Source organism: Actinomycetes bacterium (assembly GCA_036000965.1).
Classification (GTDB): domain Bacteria; phylum Actinomycetota; class CALGFH01; order CALGFH01; family CALGFH01; genus DASYUT01.
On the sequence record DASYUT010000042.1, the window covers coordinates 1 to 19,562 of the forward strand.

At 70.3% G+C, this 19,562-nt stretch carries 18 protein-coding genes; 13 read left to right on the forward strand and 5 right to left on the reverse strand.

The window, feature by feature from the left end; genetic code table 11:
- Nucleotides 1-301 precede the first annotated feature (301 nt).
- Nucleotides 302-787 (reverse strand): YbaK/EbsC family protein, encoded by a 486-nt coding sequence (locus VG276_02425; protein HEV8648265.1) that lies wholly within the window; start codon nt 785-787, stop codon nt 302-304.
- Between the two features lie 150 nt (nt 788-937).
- Nucleotides 938-1,129: a hypothetical protein gene (locus tag VG276_02430; GenBank protein HEV8648266.1), complete on the reverse strand. Its 192-nt coding sequence runs from the start codon at nt 1,127-1,129 to the stop codon at nt 938-940.
- A 147-nt stretch (nt 1,130-1,276) separates the two neighbouring features.
- On the opposite strand from VG276_02430, the gene VG276_02435 reads away from it, so the two are divergent.
- Both VG276_02435 and VG276_02440 read left to right on the forward strand, forming a co-directional pair.
- Nucleotides 1,277-2,350 (forward strand): PilT/PilU family type 4a pilus ATPase, encoded by a 1,074-nt coding sequence (locus tag VG276_02435; protein HEV8648267.1) that lies wholly within the window; start codon nt 1,277-1,279, stop codon nt 2,348-2,350.
- Between the two features lie 138 nt (nt 2,351-2,488).
- Nucleotides 2,489-4,018 (forward strand): CCA tRNA nucleotidyltransferase, encoded by a 1,530-nt coding sequence (locus VG276_02440; GenBank protein HEV8648268.1) that lies wholly within the window; start codon nt 2,489-2,491, stop codon nt 4,016-4,018.
- Between the two features lie 9 nt (nt 4,019-4,027).
- Here VG276_02440 and VG276_02445 read toward each other — a convergent pair whose 3' ends face one another.
- The 3 genes from VG276_02445 to VG276_02455 form a co-directional block, all read right to left on the reverse strand.
- On the reverse strand, nt 4,028-5,662 hold the full coding sequence (locus VG276_02445) for an alpha-amylase family glycosyl hydrolase (GenBank protein ID HEV8648269.1): 1,635 nt from the start codon (nt 5,660-5,662) through the stop codon (nt 4,028-4,030).
- A 186-nt stretch (nt 5,663-5,848) separates the two neighbouring features.
- Nucleotides 5,849-6,970 carry an inositol-3-phosphate synthase gene (locus VG276_02450; protein HEV8648270.1) on the reverse strand — a complete coding sequence of 374 codons (1,122 nt, stop codon included), beginning with the start codon at nt 6,968-6,970 and terminating at the stop codon, nt 5,849-5,851.
- Nucleotides 6,971-7,000: 30 nt separating this feature from the next.
- Entirely contained in the window at nt 7,001-7,657 is a 657-nt protein-coding gene (locus VG276_02455; protein ID HEV8648271.1) for a PadR family transcriptional regulator, read from the reverse strand.
- Between the two features lie 172 nt (nt 7,658-7,829).
- On the opposite strand from VG276_02455, the gene VG276_02460 reads away from it, so the two are divergent.
- The 11 genes from VG276_02460 to VG276_02510 all read left to right on the forward strand — a co-directional run.
- Entirely contained in the window at nt 7,830-8,246 is a 417-nt protein-coding gene (locus VG276_02460) for a DUF5318 family protein (protein HEV8648272.1), read from the forward strand.
- Nucleotides 8,247-8,483: 237 nt separating this feature from the next.
- Nucleotides 8,484-10,721, forward strand: coding sequence for a transglycosylase domain-containing protein (locus VG276_02465; protein ID HEV8648273.1), 2,238 nt, complete (start codon nt 8,484-8,486; stop codon nt 10,719-10,721).
- A gap of 16 nt (nt 10,722-10,737) precedes the next feature.
- Nucleotides 10,738-12,039, forward strand: a complete 1,302-nt coding sequence (locus tag VG276_02470; GenBank protein ID HEV8648274.1) for a glycosyltransferase 87 family protein — start codon at nt 10,738-10,740, stop codon at nt 12,037-12,039.
- 246 nt (nt 12,040-12,285) lie between these two features.
- Nucleotides 12,286-12,576, forward strand: coding sequence for a 30S ribosomal protein S6 (rpsF, locus tag VG276_02475; protein HEV8648275.1), 291 nt, complete (start codon nt 12,286-12,288; stop codon nt 12,574-12,576).
- A gap of 98 nt (nt 12,577-12,674) precedes the next feature.
- Nucleotides 12,675-13,136 (forward strand): single-stranded DNA-binding protein, encoded by a 462-nt coding sequence (gene ssb, locus VG276_02480; protein ID HEV8648276.1) that lies wholly within the window; start codon nt 12,675-12,677, stop codon nt 13,134-13,136.
- Between the two features lie 64 nt (nt 13,137-13,200).
- Complete coding sequence (gene rpsR, locus VG276_02485; protein ID HEV8648277.1) at nt 13,201-13,434, forward strand: 30S ribosomal protein S18; 234 nt, start codon at nt 13,201-13,203, stop codon at nt 13,432-13,434.
- A gap of 146 nt (nt 13,435-13,580) precedes the next feature.
- A complete protein-coding gene (rplI, locus tag VG276_02490; protein HEV8648278.1) occupies nt 13,581-14,027 on the forward strand; it encodes a 50S ribosomal protein L9 in 447 nt (148 codons plus the stop codon).
- Between the two features lie 87 nt (nt 14,028-14,114).
- On the forward strand, nt 14,115-15,494 hold the full coding sequence (dnaB, locus tag VG276_02495; GenBank protein ID HEV8648279.1) for a replicative DNA helicase: 1,380 nt from the start codon (nt 14,115-14,117) through the stop codon (nt 15,492-15,494).
- Between the two features lie 209 nt (nt 15,495-15,703).
- On the forward strand, nt 15,704-16,444 hold the full coding sequence (locus VG276_02500) for a TnsA-like heteromeric transposase endonuclease subunit (GenBank protein ID HEV8648280.1): 741 nt from the start codon (nt 15,704-15,706) through the stop codon (nt 16,442-16,444).
- Nucleotides 16,441-18,675, forward strand: a complete 2,235-nt coding sequence (locus tag VG276_02505; protein HEV8648281.1) for a helix-turn-helix domain-containing protein — start codon at nt 16,441-16,443, stop codon at nt 18,673-18,675. Before VG276_02500 ends, VG276_02505 begins: the two co-directional genes overlap by 4 nt.
- 104 nt (nt 18,676-18,779) lie before the next feature.
- Nucleotides 18,780-19,562 (forward strand): ATP-binding protein (locus VG276_02510; GenBank protein HEV8648282.1); only part of this gene is annotated, 783 nt, incomplete at its 3' end.

Here is a 19,562-nt window from a genome sequence, read left to right on the forward strand (position 1 = left end):
CCGCGGCAGGAGCCGCCCAGAAGCGTCCCGGAGCGCCAAGCCTGAGTGCTCGGCGGCGATGGCGGTGATCGCCGGCCTTGGTCTGCGCGCAGCGGCGTGCCCTGCCCGGTAGTCCTGGTTCGATGTGGGGGGAGCTCGCTCCCCCCACGGCCCCCCAAGAGCGCCTGTGCCAGCTTCCCGGGGGAGCCGCGGTCTGGCAGGTACACGCTCCCCCACGGCTCCCCAAGAGCGCCGGTGCCATGGCCAGGGGGATCCCGCCGCTGCAGGCCCCCCGAGCCTGTGCCACGGTCACCCCTGGAGCCTAGCCATTGGGGTCGTCGACCTCCTTGGCTACGCTGAAGACCGCGGCGCTGGTCGCCTTCACCAGGTCCGCGCCCCGCACCTTGAGGATGACGCCAGGCTCTCCGGCGGCCGTGTACACCACGTCCTGCCCGGCCAGCCGCTCGTCGACCACCAGCGTGCTGTCGCATTCGAGGGCGACAGGCGGGACGAACGGCAGCAGGTAGCCGGTGAGGCCGGGGGCCGCGCCGGGGGTGACCGGGGCCAGCTCCTCGCGGCCGAGCAGCTCGGCCACGCCGCCGAGGTCGACCTCGGCGCCAGCCGGGGCGAGCACCACGACCACGCCCTTGCCGTCGGCGAGCACCGTCGGCCGGCCCACCGCCGCGGACGGGAGGCCGAGCGCAGCGGGTGCCGCGGACAGGTCGCGCAGCGTTCCCGGGAGGGCGGAGAGCTCGTGGAGGATGTCGTCGGCGAGCAGGTGGTTGTGAACGTCGATGCTGGAGCGCACTGGTTCTCCAAGTGCATGGAGCAGGAAGCAGCCGAGCAGCCCGAGTATACCGGGGTGCCCGGACCAGCTCTGCACCGGCGGGCACGAGTCAGCCGGGACGCTGGCGTCCCGGCTGGTCGGAGGGTATGTGGGAGCTCGGGGGCGGGTCGCTCAGCGCGACCCGCCCTTCCTGCCGATCTTCTGGTAGAACTCGATGCCGTAGCGCTGCTTGGTGGTCTCGCCACCCTTCTTTCCGCCCATGCGCCCGATCTTGCCGAAGAAGTCCTCGCCGTAGCGCTTCTTCGTGGTCTGGCCGCCCTTGCGCCCCGCCTCGGCGCGGCTCATCTTCTTCGCATCCGCCATCCCGTCCACCTCCTGCCCTTCCGGTTGCCCTGACACTATCTGCTTAAACCACTTGAATTGGTTGGCTTTCGATCGTGCTGGTCAACCCGGCCAGGCCAGCGCCCGATGAGGAGGTTGAGGCGACGGCACGGGACGAGGGGAGGCGGCGTGAACGTCCAGGACCTGCTCCGCCACCTGGTCGAGCGCCACGGCTCGGACCTGCACCTGAAGGCCGGTTCCACCCCGTACATCCGGGTCGACGGCGAGCTGCTCGGCACCCCGTTCCCGGAGCTGGCCGAGGCTGACACCGAGCGGTTCGCGCTCGACCTGATGAACGACCGCCAGGCGGCCAGCTTCACCGACACCAACGAGGCCGACTTCGCCCACTCCTTCCCGGGGGTGGGCCGTTTCCGGGTCAACGCCTTCCGGCAGCGGGGCGCGGTCGGGATCGTCTGCCGGCGGGTGCTGCCGGGCAGCCCGGGGTTCGAGGCGCTCGGCCTGCCCCCGGTCATCGCGCGCATGGCCGAGGAGCCGCGCGGCCTGATCCTGGTCACCGGGCCGACCGGGTCGGGCAAGACCACCACCACGGCGGCCATCATCGACCACATCAACGCGGTCCGGCGCTGCCACATCGTGACCATCGAGGACCCCATCGAGATCCTGCACCGAGACAACCTGGCCGTGGTCGACCAGCGCGAGGTCGGGGTCGACACGGCCGATTTCGCCACCGCCCTGAAGTACGTCGCCCGCCAGGACCCGGACGTCATCTTCATCGGGGAGATGCGTGACGAGGAGACGGCCAAGGCCGCGCTGCAGGCGGCCGAAACCGGCCACCTGGTGATCTCCACCCTGCACACCGCCGACACCACCGAGACCGTCAACCGGATCCTCGAGCTGTTCCCTCCCCACCAGCAGCGCCAGGTCCGGCTCGGCCTGGCCGGGACGCTGCGCTGCGTCGTCTCCCAGCGCCTGTTGCCCCGGACCGACGGTCGGGGGCGGGTCGCGGCCCTCGAGGTCCTGGTCGCCACCGGGCGGGTGTTCGACTTCATCGTCAACCCCGAGCACACCCACCTGCTGCCCGAGGTCGTCGCCGACGGCGAGTTCTACGGCATGCAGACCTTCGACCAGGCCCTGCTCGCGCTCTACCGCGACGGCATGGTGACCCTCGAGGCCGCCACCAAGGCGGCTTCCAGCCCGCACGACTTCCGCATCTCCGTGCAGCAGGCCGGCCTGCCCGTCTGATCCGTGCAGCAGGCCGGCCTGCCCGTCTGATCGGACAGTCCGCAGGCCTCCGGACGCGCGGCAGTCCGCGAGCCTCCAGACGCGCGGCAAGCGGCAGTCCGCGAGCCTCCAGGCCCCGCCTCTCGGTATCCTGCCGGCATGACCACCCTGTCCCCAGCCCAGCAGCAGGCGCTGAGCGCCTTGCTCCGGGCCTCGCCGTTCGCGGCAGTGGCCCGGGAGCTCGGCGAGCGCTTCGCCCGCGCCGGTCACCAGCTCTACCTGGTGGGCGGCACGGTCCGCGACGCCCTGCTCGACCGGCCCTCGACCGACGTCGACTTCACCACCGACGCCTCCCCCGACCAGATCCTCGCCGTGGTCCGTGCCCAGGGCTGGGACGACGGCGTCTGGCTGCAGGGGGTGCGCTTCGGCACCGTCGGCGTGCGCAAGGGCGACTTCCGGCTGGAGATCACCACCTTCCGCTCCGACGTGTACCGGGAGGACTCACGCAAGCCGGAGGTCACCTTCGGCCGGTCCGTGACCGACGACCTGGCCCGGCGCGACTTCACCGTGAACGCGATGGCCGTGCGCCTGCCCGACGGCCAGTTCGTCGACCCCCACGGGGGTCTGGCCGACCTGGCCGGCCGGCGCCTGCGCACCCCGACCTCGCCGGCGGTCTCGTTCGACGACGACCCTCTGCGCATGCTGCGGGCGGCCCGCTTCGCGGCCCAGCTCGAGCTGGTCCCCACCCCGGACACGGTCGCGGGCATCGTCGAGCGCCGGGAGCGCCTGGCCGTCGTCTCCCGCGAGCGCATCCGCGACGAGCTGTCCAAGCTGCTGCTCGGGCCGGCCCCGGGCAAGGGCCTGTGGCTGTGCGTGCAGACCGGGCTGGCCGACCAGTTCCTGCCCGAGCTGCCCGCGCTCGCGCTGGAGCAGGACCCGGTCCAGCGGCACAAGGACGTCCTGCGCCACACCATCGCGGTGGTCGAGAACACCGCCACGTTCGACGCCAAGGCGCCCGACCTCACCCTGCGCATGGCCGCCCTGCTCCACGACATCGGCAAGCCCCGCACCCGCCGGATCGGGCCCGAAGGGGTCTCGTTCCACCTGCACGAGGTGGTCGGGGCCAAGATGGCCGAGAAGCGCCTGACCGAGCTGCGCTACCCGCACGACTTCGTCCACGACGTGCGCGAGCTGGTCGCGCTCCACCTGCGCTTCCACACCTACCGGCTGGGCTGGACCGACTCCGCCGTGCGGCGCTACGTCCGCGACGCCGGGCCGCTGCTCGACCGGCTGAACTTCCTGGTCCGCTCCGACTGCACCACCCGCAACGTCTTCAGGGCGCGTCAGCTCGCCGCCTACTCCGACGAGCTCGAGGAGCGGATCGCCCGCCTGGAGGCCGAGGAGGAGCTGGCCAAGATCCGCCCGCCACTGGACGGGCGGCAGGTCATGGAGGTGCTCGGCGTCCGGCCCGGCCCGGTGGTGGGGCGCGCCCTCGCCCACCTGCTCGAGCTCCGCCTCGACCACGGTCCCATGACCGAGGAGGAGGCCACCGCGGCCCTGCTCGCCTGGGCCGCATCCGAGGGCGTGACCCACGGGTCAGGGTCGCCGGACGGGTCAGGGTCGCCCGGCGGGTCAGAGTCAGGGTCAGGGTCGCCGGACGGATCAGGGTCGCCCGGCGGGTCACGGTAGCCCGGCGGGTCAGGGTAGCCGGACGACCATGCCCTCGTCGGGCCCGACCTCGAGTGGACCGAGGCCGACCTCCTCGCCGCCTGGCCGGTCCGGGTCGGTGGAGAGCTCCAGCCGCCCGGCCGGCGCGAGCGCGCCGGCGTCGTACCGCAGCGGCCGCCCGGTGAAGTTCAGGGCCACCAGCAGCCGCTCGTCGCCCTGGGTGCGGAGATAGGCGTAGAGGCCGCCGGGGGTGTCGGTGAGCGACCGGTAGCCGCCCTGGCGCAGCGCGGCCGAGCCCTTCCGGTACCAGAGCAGGCGCCGGTACAGGCTGAGCATCGACCGGGGGTCTTCTCGTTGAACGGCCACGTTGACCTGGCGGGCGCTCCCCGGGATGGGCAGCCAGGGGTCGCCGGTGGTGAAGCCCGCCGACGGGGTGCCGTCCCACTGCACCGGCGTGCGCTCCGGGTCGCGGCCGTCGATGTCGATCACCCGGTCGGGCGGGATCTCGCCGTCGGCCATGCCCAGCTCCTCGCCCTGGTACAGGAACGGGGTGCCGCGCAGGGTGAGCACCATCATGGCCGCCACCCGGGCCCGGGCCCGGCCGTTGCCACCCTCGTCGTAGCGGGTGGCGACCCTCGAGTGGTCGTGGTTGCCGAGGAACCAGGCTGGCCAGGCCCCTTCGGGCAGGAGCGACCAGAACTCGTCCACGATGGCTCGGAACGCCTCCGCCTTCCAGGGCTGGTGCACGAACACGAAGTTGTGCACCAGGTGCAGCTCGTCGGCTCCCTGCCCGTAGTAGCCGGCCAGGGTGGCGAGCTCCAGCAGGTAGACCTCGCCGACCGCCATGCGGTCGTGGTACTCCTCGAGCGTGCGCCGGAACCGGCGCAGGATCTCGTGGACCTCGGGCCAGTCCTGGTCGTAACGCTGCTGCCCGGCCAGGCGCCTGGCCATCTCCGGGCCGCTGAGCTGGTCCTCGCCCTCGCCCAGGTCGACCAGGGGGTTGTCGTGCAGCTCGGGGTCCCTGGCCATCTTGTGGGCGACGTCGACCCGGAAGCCGTCCACGCCCCGGTCCAGCCAGGAGCGCATGACGTCGTCCATGGCCGCCCGGACCTCCGGGTTCCACCAGTTCAGGTCGGGTTGCTCGGGCAAGAACGAGTGCAGGTACCACTGTCCGGTCGCCTCGTCGAAGGTCCACGCCCGGCCGGCCCGGGGGAACGAGCTCGTCCAGTTGTTGGGCGGCGACCCGTCAGGCTTGGAGTCGGCCCAGACGTACCAGTCCCGCTTCGGGCTGTCACGGCTCGAGCGGGACTCGAGGAACCACGGATGCTGGTGGGAGGTGTGGTTGGGGACGAGGTCGACGACCACCCGGATACCCCGGGCGTGCGCCTCGGCGACCAGCTGGTCGAAGTCGTCCAGGGTGCCGAAGTCGGCGTGGACGCCGGTGTAGTCGGAGACGTCGTAGCCGAAGTCGGCCATGGGGGACGGGTAGAACGGCGACAGCCAGATGGCGTCGACCCCGAGCGAGTCCGGGGTGCCGTCGTTCAGGTGGTCGAGCCTCGACGTGATGCCGGGCAGGTCGCCGATGCCGTCGCCGTTGGCGTCGGCGAAGCTGCGCGGGTAGATCTGGTACACGACCCCGTGCTTCCACCAGTCTCCGGTTGCCACGTGCCACTCCCGTCGGTCCAGGTTCCGGCCCTCGCCGACAGTGTGCGTGCGCCACGGGTCCCACGGTCAAACGCGACGGCGCCGCCCGGCCTTGCGCATGTCACGCAGGGCCGGGCTGGCGCGCTGTGCTGAGACTGGCCGCGCGCCTTCAGGCCCAGGGCGGCGCCGGTCGTCAGGCGCTCGTGGTCAGGCGCCGGTCGCGTCCAGCGAGAACCCGGCCGGAGGGAGCGTGTCCTCCACCGGGCCGGCGATGAACTCCTCGACGGCGCGGCGGGCGACGTCGTCGGTGTACTGCACCGGGGGCGACTTCATGAAGTAGCTCGCCGGGCCGAGCAGCGGGCCACCGATGCCACGGTCCAGCGCCAGCTTGGCGCACCGGACCGCGTCGATGACCACGCCGGCCGAGTTCGGCGAGTCCCACACCTCGAGCTTGAGCTCGAGGTTCAGCGGCACGTCCCCGAACGCGCGGCCCTCGACCCGGATGTAGCACCACTTGCGGTCGTCGAGCCAGGGCACGTAGTCGCTCGGTCCCACGTGCACGTTCCGCTTGCCGAGGTCCCGGTCCACCTGGGAGGTGACCGCCTGGGTCTTGGAGATCTTCTTGGACTCCAGCCGGTCGCGCTCCAGCATGTTCATGAAGTCCATGTTCCCGCCGAAGTTGAGCTGGTAGGTGCGGTCGATCCGCACCCCCCGGTCCTCGATCAGGCGGGTCAGGACCCGGTGGACGATGGTCGCGCCGACCTGCGACTTGATGTCGTCACCGATGATCGGCACGCCGGCCGCCGTGAACCGGTCGGCCCACTCGGGCGTGCCCGCGATGAACACGGGCAGGCAGTTCACGAACGCCACCCCGGCCTTGAGCGCCTCGCTGGCGTAGAAGCGGGTGGCCTCCTCGCTGCCCACCGGGAGGTAGCAGACCAGCACGTCGGTGCCGGTGGCGGCCAGGGTGGTGGCGACGTCCACCGGCTCGGCGGCCGACTCCTCGATCGTCTCGGCGTAGTACCGGCCGAGCCCGTCGAAGGTCGGTCCGCGCTGCACCTCCACGCCGAGCGGCGGCACGTCGGCGAACCCCACGGTGTTGTTCTCGCTGGCGAAGACCGCCTCGGACAGGTCGCGGCCGACCTTCTTGGCGTCGACGTCGAACGCGGCCACGAACTGGATGTCGCGAACGTGGTAACCTCCGAGGTCGACGTGCATCAGCCCGGGGACGTCGTCGCCGGGCTGGGCGTCCTTGTAGTACTGCACGCCCTGCACCAGGGATGAGGCGCAGTTGCCCACGCCGACGATCGCGACGCGTACGATACCCATCTGTGTGTGCTCTCCCTCCTGTTGGCGCGGCTAGCCGGTCCGTTCCGGCAGGCTGGGGTCGCGCGTGGTGGGGACCTTGGCGGGAGGTCCGGCCGTGCTGGGGCCGTGACCGGCCGGGCGGCCCTTCGTGGGTGCGGGGCGGGCGGCGGCGCTGCCGCGAGGCTCGCGGTGCTGGGTGGAGTCCCGCTCGGCCGCGATCAACCGGTCGAGCCAGGCGATCTCCCGCTCGCGCTCATCGAGCCCGTGGTCCATCAGCTCGAGCGTGTACGCGTCCATGCGGCCGCGCGCCGCGCGGAGCGACGCCCGCAGGTCGGCCAGGCGCTCCTGCAGGTAGCCGCGGCGCCGCTCGAGCTGGTACAGGCGGGTCTCGGGGCGCAGGTAGCGGAAGAAGGCCAGCCGCAGCGAGAAGCGGTCCTGCTCGAGGTCGTGCATGTCGGCCGACTCGAGCAGCTGGTGGAAGAGCAGGTCGCCGTGGTCGGTCAGCCGGTACACGTGCTTCTTGCGCGAGGTGAACAGCGACTCCTCGACTTCGAGGGCCCCATCGGCCGCCAACCGCTTCAGGCACGGATAGAGCGAACCGAAGCTGACGCGCCAGAAGGCGCCGAGCTTGACCCCGAGCTGCTTCTTCAGCTCGTAGCCGGACATCGGCGCCTCCTTGAGCAGTCCAAGCACGGCGAGCTCGAGCACGAGAACGTCCCCCCGTTGTTGCTGTCGGTCGACCCGAACGATCGGGCCGATGTATACGATCGGGCTGATGTATCGATCCGATGTATCGACACGATAGGTCGGGCGCGCCGGAGTGTCAACCCGGGCACCCGCACGTGTACGACCCGTGGCCGATCCGTGAAGATCCGTGGCCGTGGGTAGACTGGGGCGAGCGCCGGCACCCGGCCGGCACCGTTCCTCCCTCGTCACCATGCGCCTCGTCGACTACACGCTCGCCAAGAGGGCGAAGCTCACCGAGCTGCGCGGTGGGCGCCTGTCGCGCACCGAAGTGTGCGACGCCCACCCCGAGCTGCTCCGCGCTGCCCGCAACGTCGGCGAGTCGACCCTGATGCCCTGCCCGGTGTGCGCCGAGTCCTCGCTCGTCCACGTGACCTACGTGTTCGGCGACGCGCTGCGCCAGGACTCCGGCCGGGTCTGGCCGCGCGACGGCCTGGCCGCGCTCCACCGCTCGGTGGAGGAGTTCGCCTGCTACGTCGTGGAGGTCTGCACCGCCTGCTACTGGAACCATCTGGCCCAGCGCTACCTCCTCGGCCGCCGGCACGTCGGCTGAGCTGGTCAAAGGGTCGGGCTCCCCCAGCACGTTGGCACCGGCGCTCTTGGGGGGCCGTGGGGGGAGCGAGCTCCCTCCACATCGAACAAGGACCGCCGGGCAGGCACGCCGCGGCGCGCCGACCAAGGGCGGTGGTCGCCGCCAGAGCGAGCTCCCCCCACATCGAACGAGGACTGTGCTCGCCACACACACCAGCCGCAGAACCCGATCCCCAGGAGTGCGGTAGAGTCGTCCGCCATGGCAGCACGCACGACGATGACCCCCCGTGTGGCCAGGCTGGCACAACCCGCGCCGCGCTCCCGTCTCCGCCGCGCGCTGCGCTGGAGCCTGTGGCTGGCCGTGCCTGTCATGGCTGTGGGCGTCGGCGGCGTGATCGGCTTGGTCTACGCGTTCGCCAAGGTGCCGCTGCCCGACAAGGTCCCGACCGCCCAGGCCATCATCGTCCAGGACCGCTACGGCCACGAGCTGACCACGATGACCCCGGAGCAGAACCGGCGCGAGGTCCCCCTCAAGGAGATCTCGCCGGCCATGCGCGTGGCCGTCATCGCCGCCGAGGACCGCCACTACTACCAGCACGGGGCGATCTCCTACCGGGGCCTGCTCCGGGCCGCATGGGCCAACGTCACCCGCAGGCGGGTCGCTCAGGGCGGTTCCACCATCACCCAGCAGTACGTGAAGAACGCCTACCTCGACCGCAAACGCACGATCTTCCGCAAGCTGCGCGAGGTGATCATCGCCACCAAGCTCGAGGAGAAGTACTCCAAGGACCAGATCCTCGAGTTCTACCTGAACACCATCTACTTCGGCCGGGGCGCCTACGGGGTCGACGCGGCCGCCCGCACCTACTTCCCCTATTTCAAGTGCAACAACCAGAACATGAACTGCAAGCCGGCCTGGACGGCCAAGAACCTGACCCCGGCCCAGGCCGCGTTCCTGGCCGGCGCCATCCGCAGCCCTGAGTTCTACTCCAAGGACCGCAACAGGCAGTCCGCCCTGGCCAGGCGCAACGTGGTGCTGCGGAGCATGGCCGAACAGGGGTCTCTGACCCAGCAGCAGGCCGCGAAGGCCACGGCCGCTCAGCTCGGCACCGCCAAGGAGGCGACGCGACGCGGCGGGGGCATTGCGAGCTCGCCAGCCCCCTACTTCCTCGAGAAGGTGCGCCAGAACCTCGTGGACAAGCTCGGCGCCGAGCGGGTCAACCTGGGCGGGTTCCGGGTGGTGACCACGCTCGATCCGAGGATGCAGACGGCCGCCAACAAGGTCGTCAGGACCGTGCTGGGCAGGAAGGGCGACCCCCTGGTCGCCCTGGTCGCCCTCGATCCGCAGACCGGTGCGGTGCGGGCGATGTACGGTGGCAGCGACTACCGCGTGCAGAAGTACAACCTGGCCACCGACTCCATGCGCCAGGCCGGCTCGACCATGAAGCCCTTCGTGCTGGAGCAGTGGTTGAACAAGGGCTTCTCGGTCAAGTCGGCGTTCAAGGGGCCGGCCAAGATCGTCGTGGAGGGCCAGCCCGTCCACAACTTCGGCGACCAGGCGTTCGGCTGGGTCGACCTCCTCCAGGCCACCAGGGACTCGATCAACACCGTGTACATGCAGCTCATCCAGAAGGCGGGACCAGCCGAGGTCGCCAAGCTCGCGATGCAGACCGGCGTGGACGCCACCCTCTCCTCGAGCGAGAAACGGCCCAGCCTGGACAGGCTGCCCTCGCTCGCCCTCGGTGCCAGCGAGGTGAGCACGCTGCAGCTTGCCGCGGCCTACGGCACCTGGGCCAACCGGGGCGTCTACGCCCAGCCCTATGTGGTCGAGGAGATCACCGACCTGGCGGGCAGGCGCATCACCATACCCGGCGTGGACGGGCGGCCCGCACAGAAGCACCGGGTGAAGCCGCGGCGGGTGGTCAGCGAGAACGTGGCCGACACCATCAACTACGCCCTGCGGGGCGTCATCAAGGACGGCAGCGGAGCCAAGGCCGACATCCGGCGGCCGGCGGCCGGGAAGACCGGGACCACCAACGACTTCACCGACGCGCGCTTCGTCGGCTACACTCCGAACCTCGTCGCGTCGGTCTGGATGGGGTACAACGACCAGAAGCAGAAGCTCGAGAACGTACACGGCGTGCGCAACGTGTCGGGCGGCTCGTTCCCGGCCATCATGTGGCACGACTTCATGACCATCGCGCTCAAGGGCACCCCGCCGCTGGACTTCACCCCGCCGGTCTTCGACGGCGAGGTGCTGAACTCGACCACGACGCTGAACAGCTCAACGACTGCCACACTGCCCCCCACCACGCTCCCGCCGTCCACGGTCCCGCCCCGGACGAACCCGTCCAAGCGGCGGTCCACCACGACCCTGCCGGTCTCCAGCCTGCCGCCGTCGTCGAGTTCGCCGGTCCCGGACACCACCACCGTCCCGAACCAGAACGCCAACCTGGCCGGGCGCCAGCGACCGCCTCCCTCCACGGTCGGCGGCTAGCCGGGGTGGTTTCGCATTGGGGCTAGCCCTGCGGGCCGCCACCGCCGTGCGGGCCGCACACCTGGTCACCCGTGCGCCGCGCCTGCCGTCGCGGCAGGCGCAGCTCGTGATCGTGGGGCTGTGGGCGGCCACCCGGGTCGTGCTGCTGGTGGTCTCGCTCAACCCCAGGCTGTACTCGGCGGCCCTGTTCGGCGACGTCCGCCTCTACGGGGCCAAGGCCGAGCGCATGTTCCAGGGGGAGCTTCCCTACCGGGACGTGGCCATCGAATACCCGCCTGGCAGCGTGCCCTTCACGATCGTCCCCGGCCTGGTGGTCGGGACCGGTGCCGGTTACCGGCTCGCGTTCGTCCTCGAGATGCTGGTCGTGGACGCGGTCGGCCTGTGGGCGGCGGTCCGGCTGGCCCGGCTCCTGGACGCCGGCCGTCGGCGGATCCCCCTCGCCTACGTCGGGATCATGGCTGCCATCGGGCCGCTGCTCGTGCTCCGCTTCGACCTCCTGCCCGCGGTCTGCGTCCTGCTGGCCGCCACCCTGGCCGCGGAGGGCCGGGCCGGGCCGGCCGCGGCCGCGCTCGGCTACGGCGCCGCGGCCAAGCTCTATCCGGGCGTACTCCTGCCCCTGCTCATCCTCGGCCTGGTGCCGGCGGGGGGCTGGTGGCGGTCGCTGCGCCGCACGGTCCCCGCCTTCCTGGCCGGGTTCGCGCTCACCGTGGTGCCCGCCCTCGCCCTGTCGGTCAAGGGCACCCTCGGAGCGGTGCTCTACCACGTGGAGCGCGGGGTGCAGATCGAGAGCCTCTGGGCGACCGCGATCGGCTTGGCCCACCTGGCCGGCTGGCTGCCCGCGCGCACGGTTCCCGGGTTCGGCGCCTACGACCTCCAGTCCAGCGTCTCCGGGGTGGCCAAGGTCGTGTCGACTGCGGCCACGGCGGTCGCCCTGCTCGGTGCGGCCTGGCTGGTATGGCGCCGGTCGCGGCGCTCGGGCGGGCTCCGCCCGGCCGACTGGGCGGGTGCGTTCGCCGTCGGCGTGTTCGCGTTCGTGTTGCCGACCCGTGTGCTCTCCCCCCAGTACCTGGTCTGGCTGGGCGCACCCATGGCCGGCCTGGCCGACCGGACGACGGGCCGTCGCGCCCTCTGGGTGCTGGTGGCGGCCGTCGTGATCAGCCAGGTGATCTTCCCGTTCCGCTACACCCAGCTCCGCCACCTGGAGGCGTTCGACATCTGCCTGCTCGCCGCCCGCAACCTCCTCCTGCTGGCGTCCGGCGTGCTCACCGTCCGAGCCTTCCACCAGAGCCAGGACCGGGAGCCCGCCGCGCCTGGTTGAGCCTGCGGCGCCTGGTTGAGTGCGCGGCGCCGGTTGAGCCTGCGGCGCCCTGCCCGGGGGCTGTGGACAGCTGCGGGCAGACTGTCATGGGGTGATGGCAGACTGTGCACATGGCTGGGAACGCACGTTCGATCACCGCCCTCCGGGCCGCCAGGCCGTTGCCCGGTGGAGCGGCACGCTGCTACCCTCGGTCGGCTCCACACTCCTGCTCCCGCCTGGGGGCCGCTTCAGTCCAGAGGAGGTGACATGCGTCACTACGAAGTCATGCTCATTCTCGATCCCAGCCTGGAAGACAGAGACGCCAAGGCTGCGGTCGACAAGTACCTCACGACGGTCACGAGCCGGGACGGCAAGATCACCGGCATCGACCACTGGGGCAAGCGTCGGTTCGCCTATGAGATCCGGCACATGAACGAGGGCTATTATTCGGTGGTGGACCTCGAGGCCACACCCGAGACGGTCGACGAGCTCTCTCGAGTGCTCGGTCTGGCCGACAACGTAATCCGGCACAAGGTCATGCGCCCGCAGGCCGCCTAGACCAGCCGTGACGTCTCCTTCCCCGCGGCCCTGACGGGCCTGGTTCCTACTGGCCGTGCCCGGCGGCAGCCGGCGCGGGATGCGAGTGAGGTGTACTGGTGGCAGTCGACAACCAAGTCATGCTCGTCGGCAACCTGACCGACGACCCGGAGCTGCGCTTCACCCCCAACGGGGCGGCAGTGGCCAACTTCCGCCTGGCCGTGACTCCCCGGGTGCGCGATGGCGACCAGTGGAAGGACGGCGAGACGTCGTTCTTCCGCGTCAACGTCTGGCGCCAGCAGGCCGAGAACATCGCCGAGACCCTCCAGAAGGGCAGCCGGTGCATCGTGGTCGGCCGGCTCCGGACCCGGTCCTGGGAGACCCCGGAGGGCGAGAAGCGCTCGGTCACCGAGATCGAGGCCGACGAGGTGGGCCCGAGCCTGAAGTTCGCCACCGCCAAGGTCGAGCGCTCCTCGCGCGCCGGCAGCGGCGGCAGCGGCGGCAGCGGCGGGGGCGACTGGGCGGGCAGCTCCGCCGGCAACTCCCGGGGCGGGCAGTTCAACGACGAGCCGCCGTTCTGATCCGACAGTGAGAGATATGTGGCCGGGCCGCCCGCACGTGGTCCGGCCAGGAGGCCAAGCCTAGATGCCAAAGAGCACGTTCCAGCGCAAGCCAAAGCGGAAGTTCTGCCAGTTCTGTGCCGACAAGCAGGACTTCATCGACTACAAGGACGTCAACCTGCTGCGCAAGTTCATGAGCGACCGGGGCAAGATCCGCGCCCGGCGAGTCTCCGGGAACTGCTCGCAGCACCAGCGCGACGTTGCGTCGGCGATCAAGAACGCCCGGGAGATGGCGCTGCTCCCCTACTCCGTCCGCTGACCGCCCGGCGAGTTTGCCGGGGCGGAATCTATTGATCGTCCGCCGCCAGGCGGACCCCGAGCAGTCCCAGGATCGTCCGCCGCCAGGCGGACCCAGCAGTGTCAGTGCACTGGTCCGCCTCCGGCGGACATGATTGAGAGGAAGACGTGAAGGTCATCCTTACCCAGGAGGTCCGTGGGGTCGGCGCCCCCGGGGACATCGTCGACGTCACCGACGGCTACGGCCGGAACTACCTGCTGCCCCGGAACCTGGCCCGCCTGGCCACGCCCGGCGCGGTGCGCCAGGCCGAGGGCATCAGGGCCCGCCGGGTCGCCCGCGAGGTCGCCGACCTCGAGCAGGCGCGCACGATCGCGGCCCACCTGGAGTCGCTCCGGGTGGTCATCCCCGCCAAGGCGGGCTCCGAGGGCCGTCTGTTCGGCTCGATCACCACGCCGCAGATCGTCGAAGCGGTGACCAGGACCGGCGGCACCGAGATCGACCGCCGCCGCATTCACCTCGAAGCGCCGATCAAGCAGGTGGGCAGCCACCAGCTCACCGTCCGGCTCCACCCGGAGGTCGAGGCGACCGTGCACCTTGAGGTCGTCCCCGGCTAGGACCGCAGGTCGCAAGGTCACACACCGCCCGCCGGGCGGCGCGGTGAAGGCACGCCGCCTCGAGCGGCGCCGCGAAGGAGCGCTGCGATGGCCATCCGCCCCCCGGTTGCTGAAGGCGGCGCCTCGCGGCCCGACGGCCAGGCCTATGAGCGGGTCCCCCCGCACAACATCGAGGCGGAGGAGTCGGTCCTCGGGTCGATGCTGCTGTCCAAGAACGCCATCGCCGAGGTCCTCGAGATGCTCCACGAGGACGACTTCTACCGGCCGGCGCACCGGACCGTGTTCCAGTCGATCCTCAGCCTCTACTCCCACGGCCAGGCGGTCGACGCGGTCACCGTAGCCGAGTTCCTGCGCCGCGACGGCGTCCTCCAGGACATCGGCGGCGCCCCCTTCCTGTTCACGCTCGTGTCCGGGGTGCCAACGGCCGCCAACGCCGCCTACTATGCCCGGATCGTCAAGGAGGCTGGCGTCCTCCGCCGCCTCATCGACGTGGGCACCCGCATCGTGCAGCTCGGCTTCGAGACCCCCCAGGACACCGAGCGCGCCGTCGACATCGCCGAGTCGCTCGTCTACCAGGTCGCCCAGGGCCGGGTCAGCGAGGACTACCAGAGCCTGCGCGAGGTGCTGACCGGCACTCTGGAGGCGATCGAGCGCCTCCACGACGACCGCCGCGAGATCACCGGCGTCCCCACCGGCTTCCCCGACCTCGACCGCCTCACCTCGGGCCTGCAGAACTCGAACCTGATAATCGTCGCGGCACGGCCAGCTGTCGGGAAGTCCACATTAGGGCTCGACGTCGCCAGGCACGCGGCCGTCAGGGCCCAGGTGCCCACGGTGGTGTTCTCGCTCGAGATGAGCAAGACCGAGCTGGTGCAGCGCCTGATGTGCGCCGAGTGCACGGTCGACATGCAGCGCCTGCGCACCGGCCGCATGGAAGAGTCCGACTGGACCCGCCTGACCCGCTCCCTGGGCAAGCTGGCCGACGCCCCCCTGTTCATCGACGACTCGGCCGCGATCACCATGATGGAGATCCGAGCCAAGTGCCGGCGGCTCAAGCAGCGCCACGGCCTCGGCCTGGTGATCGTCGACTACCTGCAGCTCATGCAGCCGGCCAAGCGGGTCGAGAACCGCCAGCAGGAGGTCAGCGAGATCTCCCGGTCGCTGAAGCTCCTCGCCAAGGAGCTCGAGGTCCCTGTTATCGCCGTCTCCCAGCTCTCCCGCCAGACCGAGGCACGGTCAGACCGAAGGCCCATGTTGTCTGATTTGAGAGAAAGCGGAGCTTTGGAGCAGGATGCGGATGTTGTCCTCTTCATCTACCGGGACGAGCTGTACGACCAGGAGTCGACCCGGAAGGGTGAGGCCGACTTCATCCTGGCCAAGCACCGCAACGGACCTACCGACACGGTCACGGTGACCTTCCAGGGCCAGTACTCGCGCTTCGCCCCGATGGCGGCCCGCAGCCTGTGACTTGTGTAGGGTCTCATTTCTGATGACGGATTCTCACTCGTGATGGCGAGCGTCTGGCGAATTCGTCATCGAACACGAGAAGCCTCATGATCGTTCGGCTACTTCGGCCATCTGCTGAAGCTCTCCTGTCGGCGCGAGATTCGGATCCCGTGGTGTAGACCGACAGGTCCTGATGCAGGAGTTGTTGAGCGATGAGGCCAAGGACCGGCATGGCAGGCGAGTTCGCGGTCGAGTCGGTTGTGGTGGGTGTTCGCCGAGAGAGTGGCGGCACCGACGAGTACCGGACTTGGCCAGCGAGTCCGGCGGAGATGTTTCGGTCCACGGCTCCATGGCGGACGTTCCGGTGGTACGACGGCCAGCGGCATTACTCGGGGTCGTACTGGTGCGCCACCACCCGGGGACATGTGATCTACGAGTCCCGGCTGGAGCTCGCGCGGCTGATCTACGCCGATTTCGACCGGTCAGTACGGTCGGTGTTCGCCCAGCCGTTCCTGCTCCAGGCCCATGTGGATGGCGCGACACGCTCGCATATCCCCGACTTCCTTCTCCTACGAGAAGGGGATGTTCCACTGGTGGTGGAGGTCAAGCCGCACCGGCTGGTGGACAAGCCGAAGGTCGCGTTCAGCCTGGGCTGGGCCAAGCAGGTGGTGGAGACCCATGGCTGGGGGTTCGAGGTGTGGTCCGAACCGCCTGAGCCGGAGTTGGCGAACCTGCGGTTCCTGGCAGGCTACCGCCGGGCGCGGCTGTTCGACGCGGGGCTGCTGGATGAAATCCGCGGCGTCGACTTGGACGGCGTTGCGTTTGGCGAGGCCATCCGGAGCTTCCCGCACCGCCCAGAGGTTCTGGTGCGGTCGGCGGTGCTGCACCTGCTGTGGGAGCAGTTCTTCACCACGGACCTGCGCACGCCGTTGCGTGCGTCCCATCGGCTCTGGAGGACCGAGGCGTCGTGAGCGGTGCAGTACGGCTAGGGGTCGGGGCTCGGCTGGTCTACGACGGCGAGGTCGTCACGGTCGAGCAGCTGTTCGGCAGCGCCGCCGGGTGCGAGGTCCTGGCCCGGGACGGGCGGGGACGGCCGCTGCGCCTGTCGCTGCGGGAGCTGCTGACCGCCGAGCGTGCACGGGTGGTGCCTGCCAAGCCGGGCCCGGCGTCCGACGATGCCGGTGAGGTGGCTGCGACGGTCCTCGCACAGCTGAGCGAGGCGGAGCGTCACGAGGTGCTGGAGCGGGCCACGCACGTGCGGGAACTCCTCACCGGCTACCGGTCGGGCAGCGCAGAGATGGCCGCACCGAGCGAGCCGCGGTCCGAGTATGGGCCTGGTACGTCGTTGATGGCGCGGTATGCGGCCAAGGCGGCGGAGCTGGGCGTTGGGCAGCGCACGATCGAGCGGTGGGTGCAACGGTTCCGGGAAGACGGGGAGGCCGGGCTGGTCCGCGGGGACGGGCCGCATGGGCCGGGTGTAGTCGGCATGGGCGGACTAGGCCGGGCGGATTCGCGGTGGGTGGAAACCGCGTTGGAGATCATGGCCGAGCACACCGACGAATCCAAGCCCAGCCTCAGCATCGTGATCCGTCGGACCGCCGCACGCCTGGCCGCCCGGCACGGGTCCGGCGCGGTGCCGCTGCCGAGCCGGGCGACGGCCTACCGGTGGCTGGAGGAGCTGGAGGAACGCCAGCCGACCTTCCGGCTCTCCACCAAGCGGAACCGCGACATCGCCGCTCGGCCCGGCACGGTCTACGGGAAGCTGCGGCCGACCCGCCCGGGCGAGTATCTCCTGCTGGACACGACCCGGCTGGATGTGTTCGCGCTGGACCCGCTCACGCTTCGCTGGGTGCAGGCCGAGCTGACCGCGGCGATGGACTGGTATACCCGCTGCATCACCGGGGTGCGGCTCACGCCGGTGTCGACCAAGTCGGTGGATGCCAGCTCGGTGCTCTACCAGACCTACCGGCCACGGCCGGCGGGCGCGAACGGGCCGCAGCATGCCGTCTGGCCCGATCACGGCATCCCACGCGCCGTCCTGCTGGACATCAACGCCATCGAGGGCCCCATGGCCGAGGCCGCCGCCTCGGCAGGGTGGGTTGCCGGCCCGGCGCTGGCGCCTGAGACGGTGGTGGTCGACCACGGCATGATCTACGTCTCTGAGCATCTGACCAGCGTGTGCCAGCGGATGGGTATCTCTGTCCAGCCGGCACGGCTGCGGACCGGCCGCGACAAGGGCCCGCTCGAGCGGTTCTTCCGGACCCTGCGCGAGGACCTGTTGCAGGCGCTGCCCGGCTACAAGGGACCGGACGTGCACTCACGGGGCCTCGACCCTGAAGGGCAGGCGTTCTTCTTCCTTAACGAGCTGGAGGCGATCATCCGGGAGTGGATCGCAGGGATCTACCACCACACCCCCCACAAGGGCCTGGTCGATCCGCACCTGCCGGGCCTGCTGTTGTCGCCGGCGGCGATGTTCGAGCATGGCCTGGGACGGGCCGGCTATGTCGAGGTTCCCCGCGACCCCGACCTAGGGTTTGAGTTCCTGCAGACGAAATGGCGGCAGATCCACCACTACGGCATCGAGATCCGTCGGCGCCGCTACAACGGCCCGGCGCTGGACCCCTACCGCGAGACCACCAGCCCCTACACCGGGAAGGCGAAGGGCCGATGGCCAATCCAGGTGGATCCCGATGACATCAACCGCGTCTACTTCCGCGACCCGGCTAGCCGTCGTTGGCATGCCCTGATCTGGGAGCACGCCCCAGCGGTCGACATGCCGTTCAGCGATGAAGCGCTGCAGTTCGCCCGCCGGATGGCCGCGGCGAAATACACCTATCCCGACGACAAGCTTGCGGTGGCCGACCTGCTGGAGCGGTGGAACCTCGGCTTGGGGATGAGCATGGCGGAACGGCGCATGGCACTGCGCATCTCCCGTGACCAGGCCGCTATCGATCTCCCGTCCCCAGACGAGGTGTCCTCGCTGCCATCGGTCCGCAAGGTCCTGGAGCTGCCCGCGGCCGCGACTAGCGAACCCGGTGCATCCCAGAACGCCGGCACGACACCCGGCAGGGCACGGAAACCCGAGCCCGAGCCGGAGCCGCCGAAACCAGGCGACGACGACGACGTAGATGAGCTCGACCCTGCCGACGGGGATCTCGCCGAGGACGACTTCTACGCCGATGCGCTGGAGGACGTGGAGTGAGCGGGCGCGCGAGCAAGCCCGCGAGCAGGCGGGTGAACGCGGCACATCCCGCTGATTGGGTCGCTCCCGGCGCCACGCCGAGCGAGGCTCCGAACGATGCGCGTTTGCCCAAGCTCGACAACCTGACACCGTCGCGCAAGGAAGGCTGGAAGCAGTTCGTCGAGGCCGCGCGGCGGATCAAGCCTGAGCAACTGTCACCTGTCCAGCTCCGCGCGCTCGGTGAGGATGCGCGAGCCGACTACGACAAGGCACGGCGCATCTGGCATGCCAACCTCGGGCCGATCAAGACCCCCCAGTTGGCGGCACTGCACGAGGATCTGTGGGACATCGTCGACAGCAACCTCCAAGACGGCGACAAGGCCAAGGGCGCGGTCGCCATCGACGCGTTCCCCGGGTTAGGCAAGACCACCTCGGTGCTGGCGTTCGCCAAGAAGTATCACCGCCGGGAGCTCGCCGCGGAGGGCGCCTACACCGACCATGGGCATGAGCGGTGGCCGGTCTGCCGGGTCGGGTTGACCGGCAACACCGGCATGAAGGACTTCAACCGGGCGCTGCTGGAGTTCTTCGGCCACCCCGGCCGTTTCAAGGGCACGACCACCCAGTTCGGCGACCGAGTCCTCGACTGCGTGCTGTCGTGTGAGGTGCGGCTGCTGATCGTCGACGACCTGCACTTCCTGAAATGGCGGCACACCAACGGGGTCGAGGTCAGCAACCATTTCAAGCACATCGCCAACGAGTTCCCCGTCACCTTGATCCTCATCGGCGTCGGCTTGGAGCAGCGGGGCCTGTTCTCCGAGGGCAACAGCTACGCGGACGCGATCCTGGCGCAGACCGGGCGTCGCACCACCCGGCTGGGCATGGAGCCGTTCAGGATCGACACCGACGAG

Coding starts and splice junctions, on each gene's coding strand:
- rpsF (HEV8648275.1), top strand. CDS start 12,286: ATGCGTCACTACGAAGTCATGCTCATTCTCGATCCCAGCCTGGAAGAC.
- VG276_02465 (HEV8648273.1), top strand. CDS start 8,484: ATGGCAGCACGCACGACGATGACCCCCCGTGTGGCCAGGCTGGCACAA.
- VG276_02500 (HEV8648280.1), top strand. CDS start 15,704: ATGGCAGGCGAGTTCGCGGTCGAGTCGGTTGTGGTGGGTGTTCGCCGA.
- dnaB (HEV8648279.1), top strand. CDS start 14,115: ATGGCCATCCGCCCCCCGGTTGCTGAAGGCGGCGCCTCGCGGCCCGAC.
- rpsR (HEV8648277.1), top strand. CDS start 13,201: ATGCCAAAGAGCACGTTCCAGCGCAAGCCAAAGCGGAAGTTCTGCCAG.
- VG276_02430 (HEV8648266.1), bottom strand. CDS start 1,129: ATGGCGGATGCGAAGAAGATGAGCCGCGCCGAGGCGGGGCGCAAGGGC.
- VG276_02450 (HEV8648270.1), bottom strand. CDS start 6,970: ATGGGTATCGTACGCGTCGCGATCGTCGGCGTGGGCAACTGCGCCTCA.
- VG276_02440 (HEV8648268.1), top strand. CDS start 2,489: ATGACCACCCTGTCCCCAGCCCAGCAGCAGGCGCTGAGCGCCTTGCTC.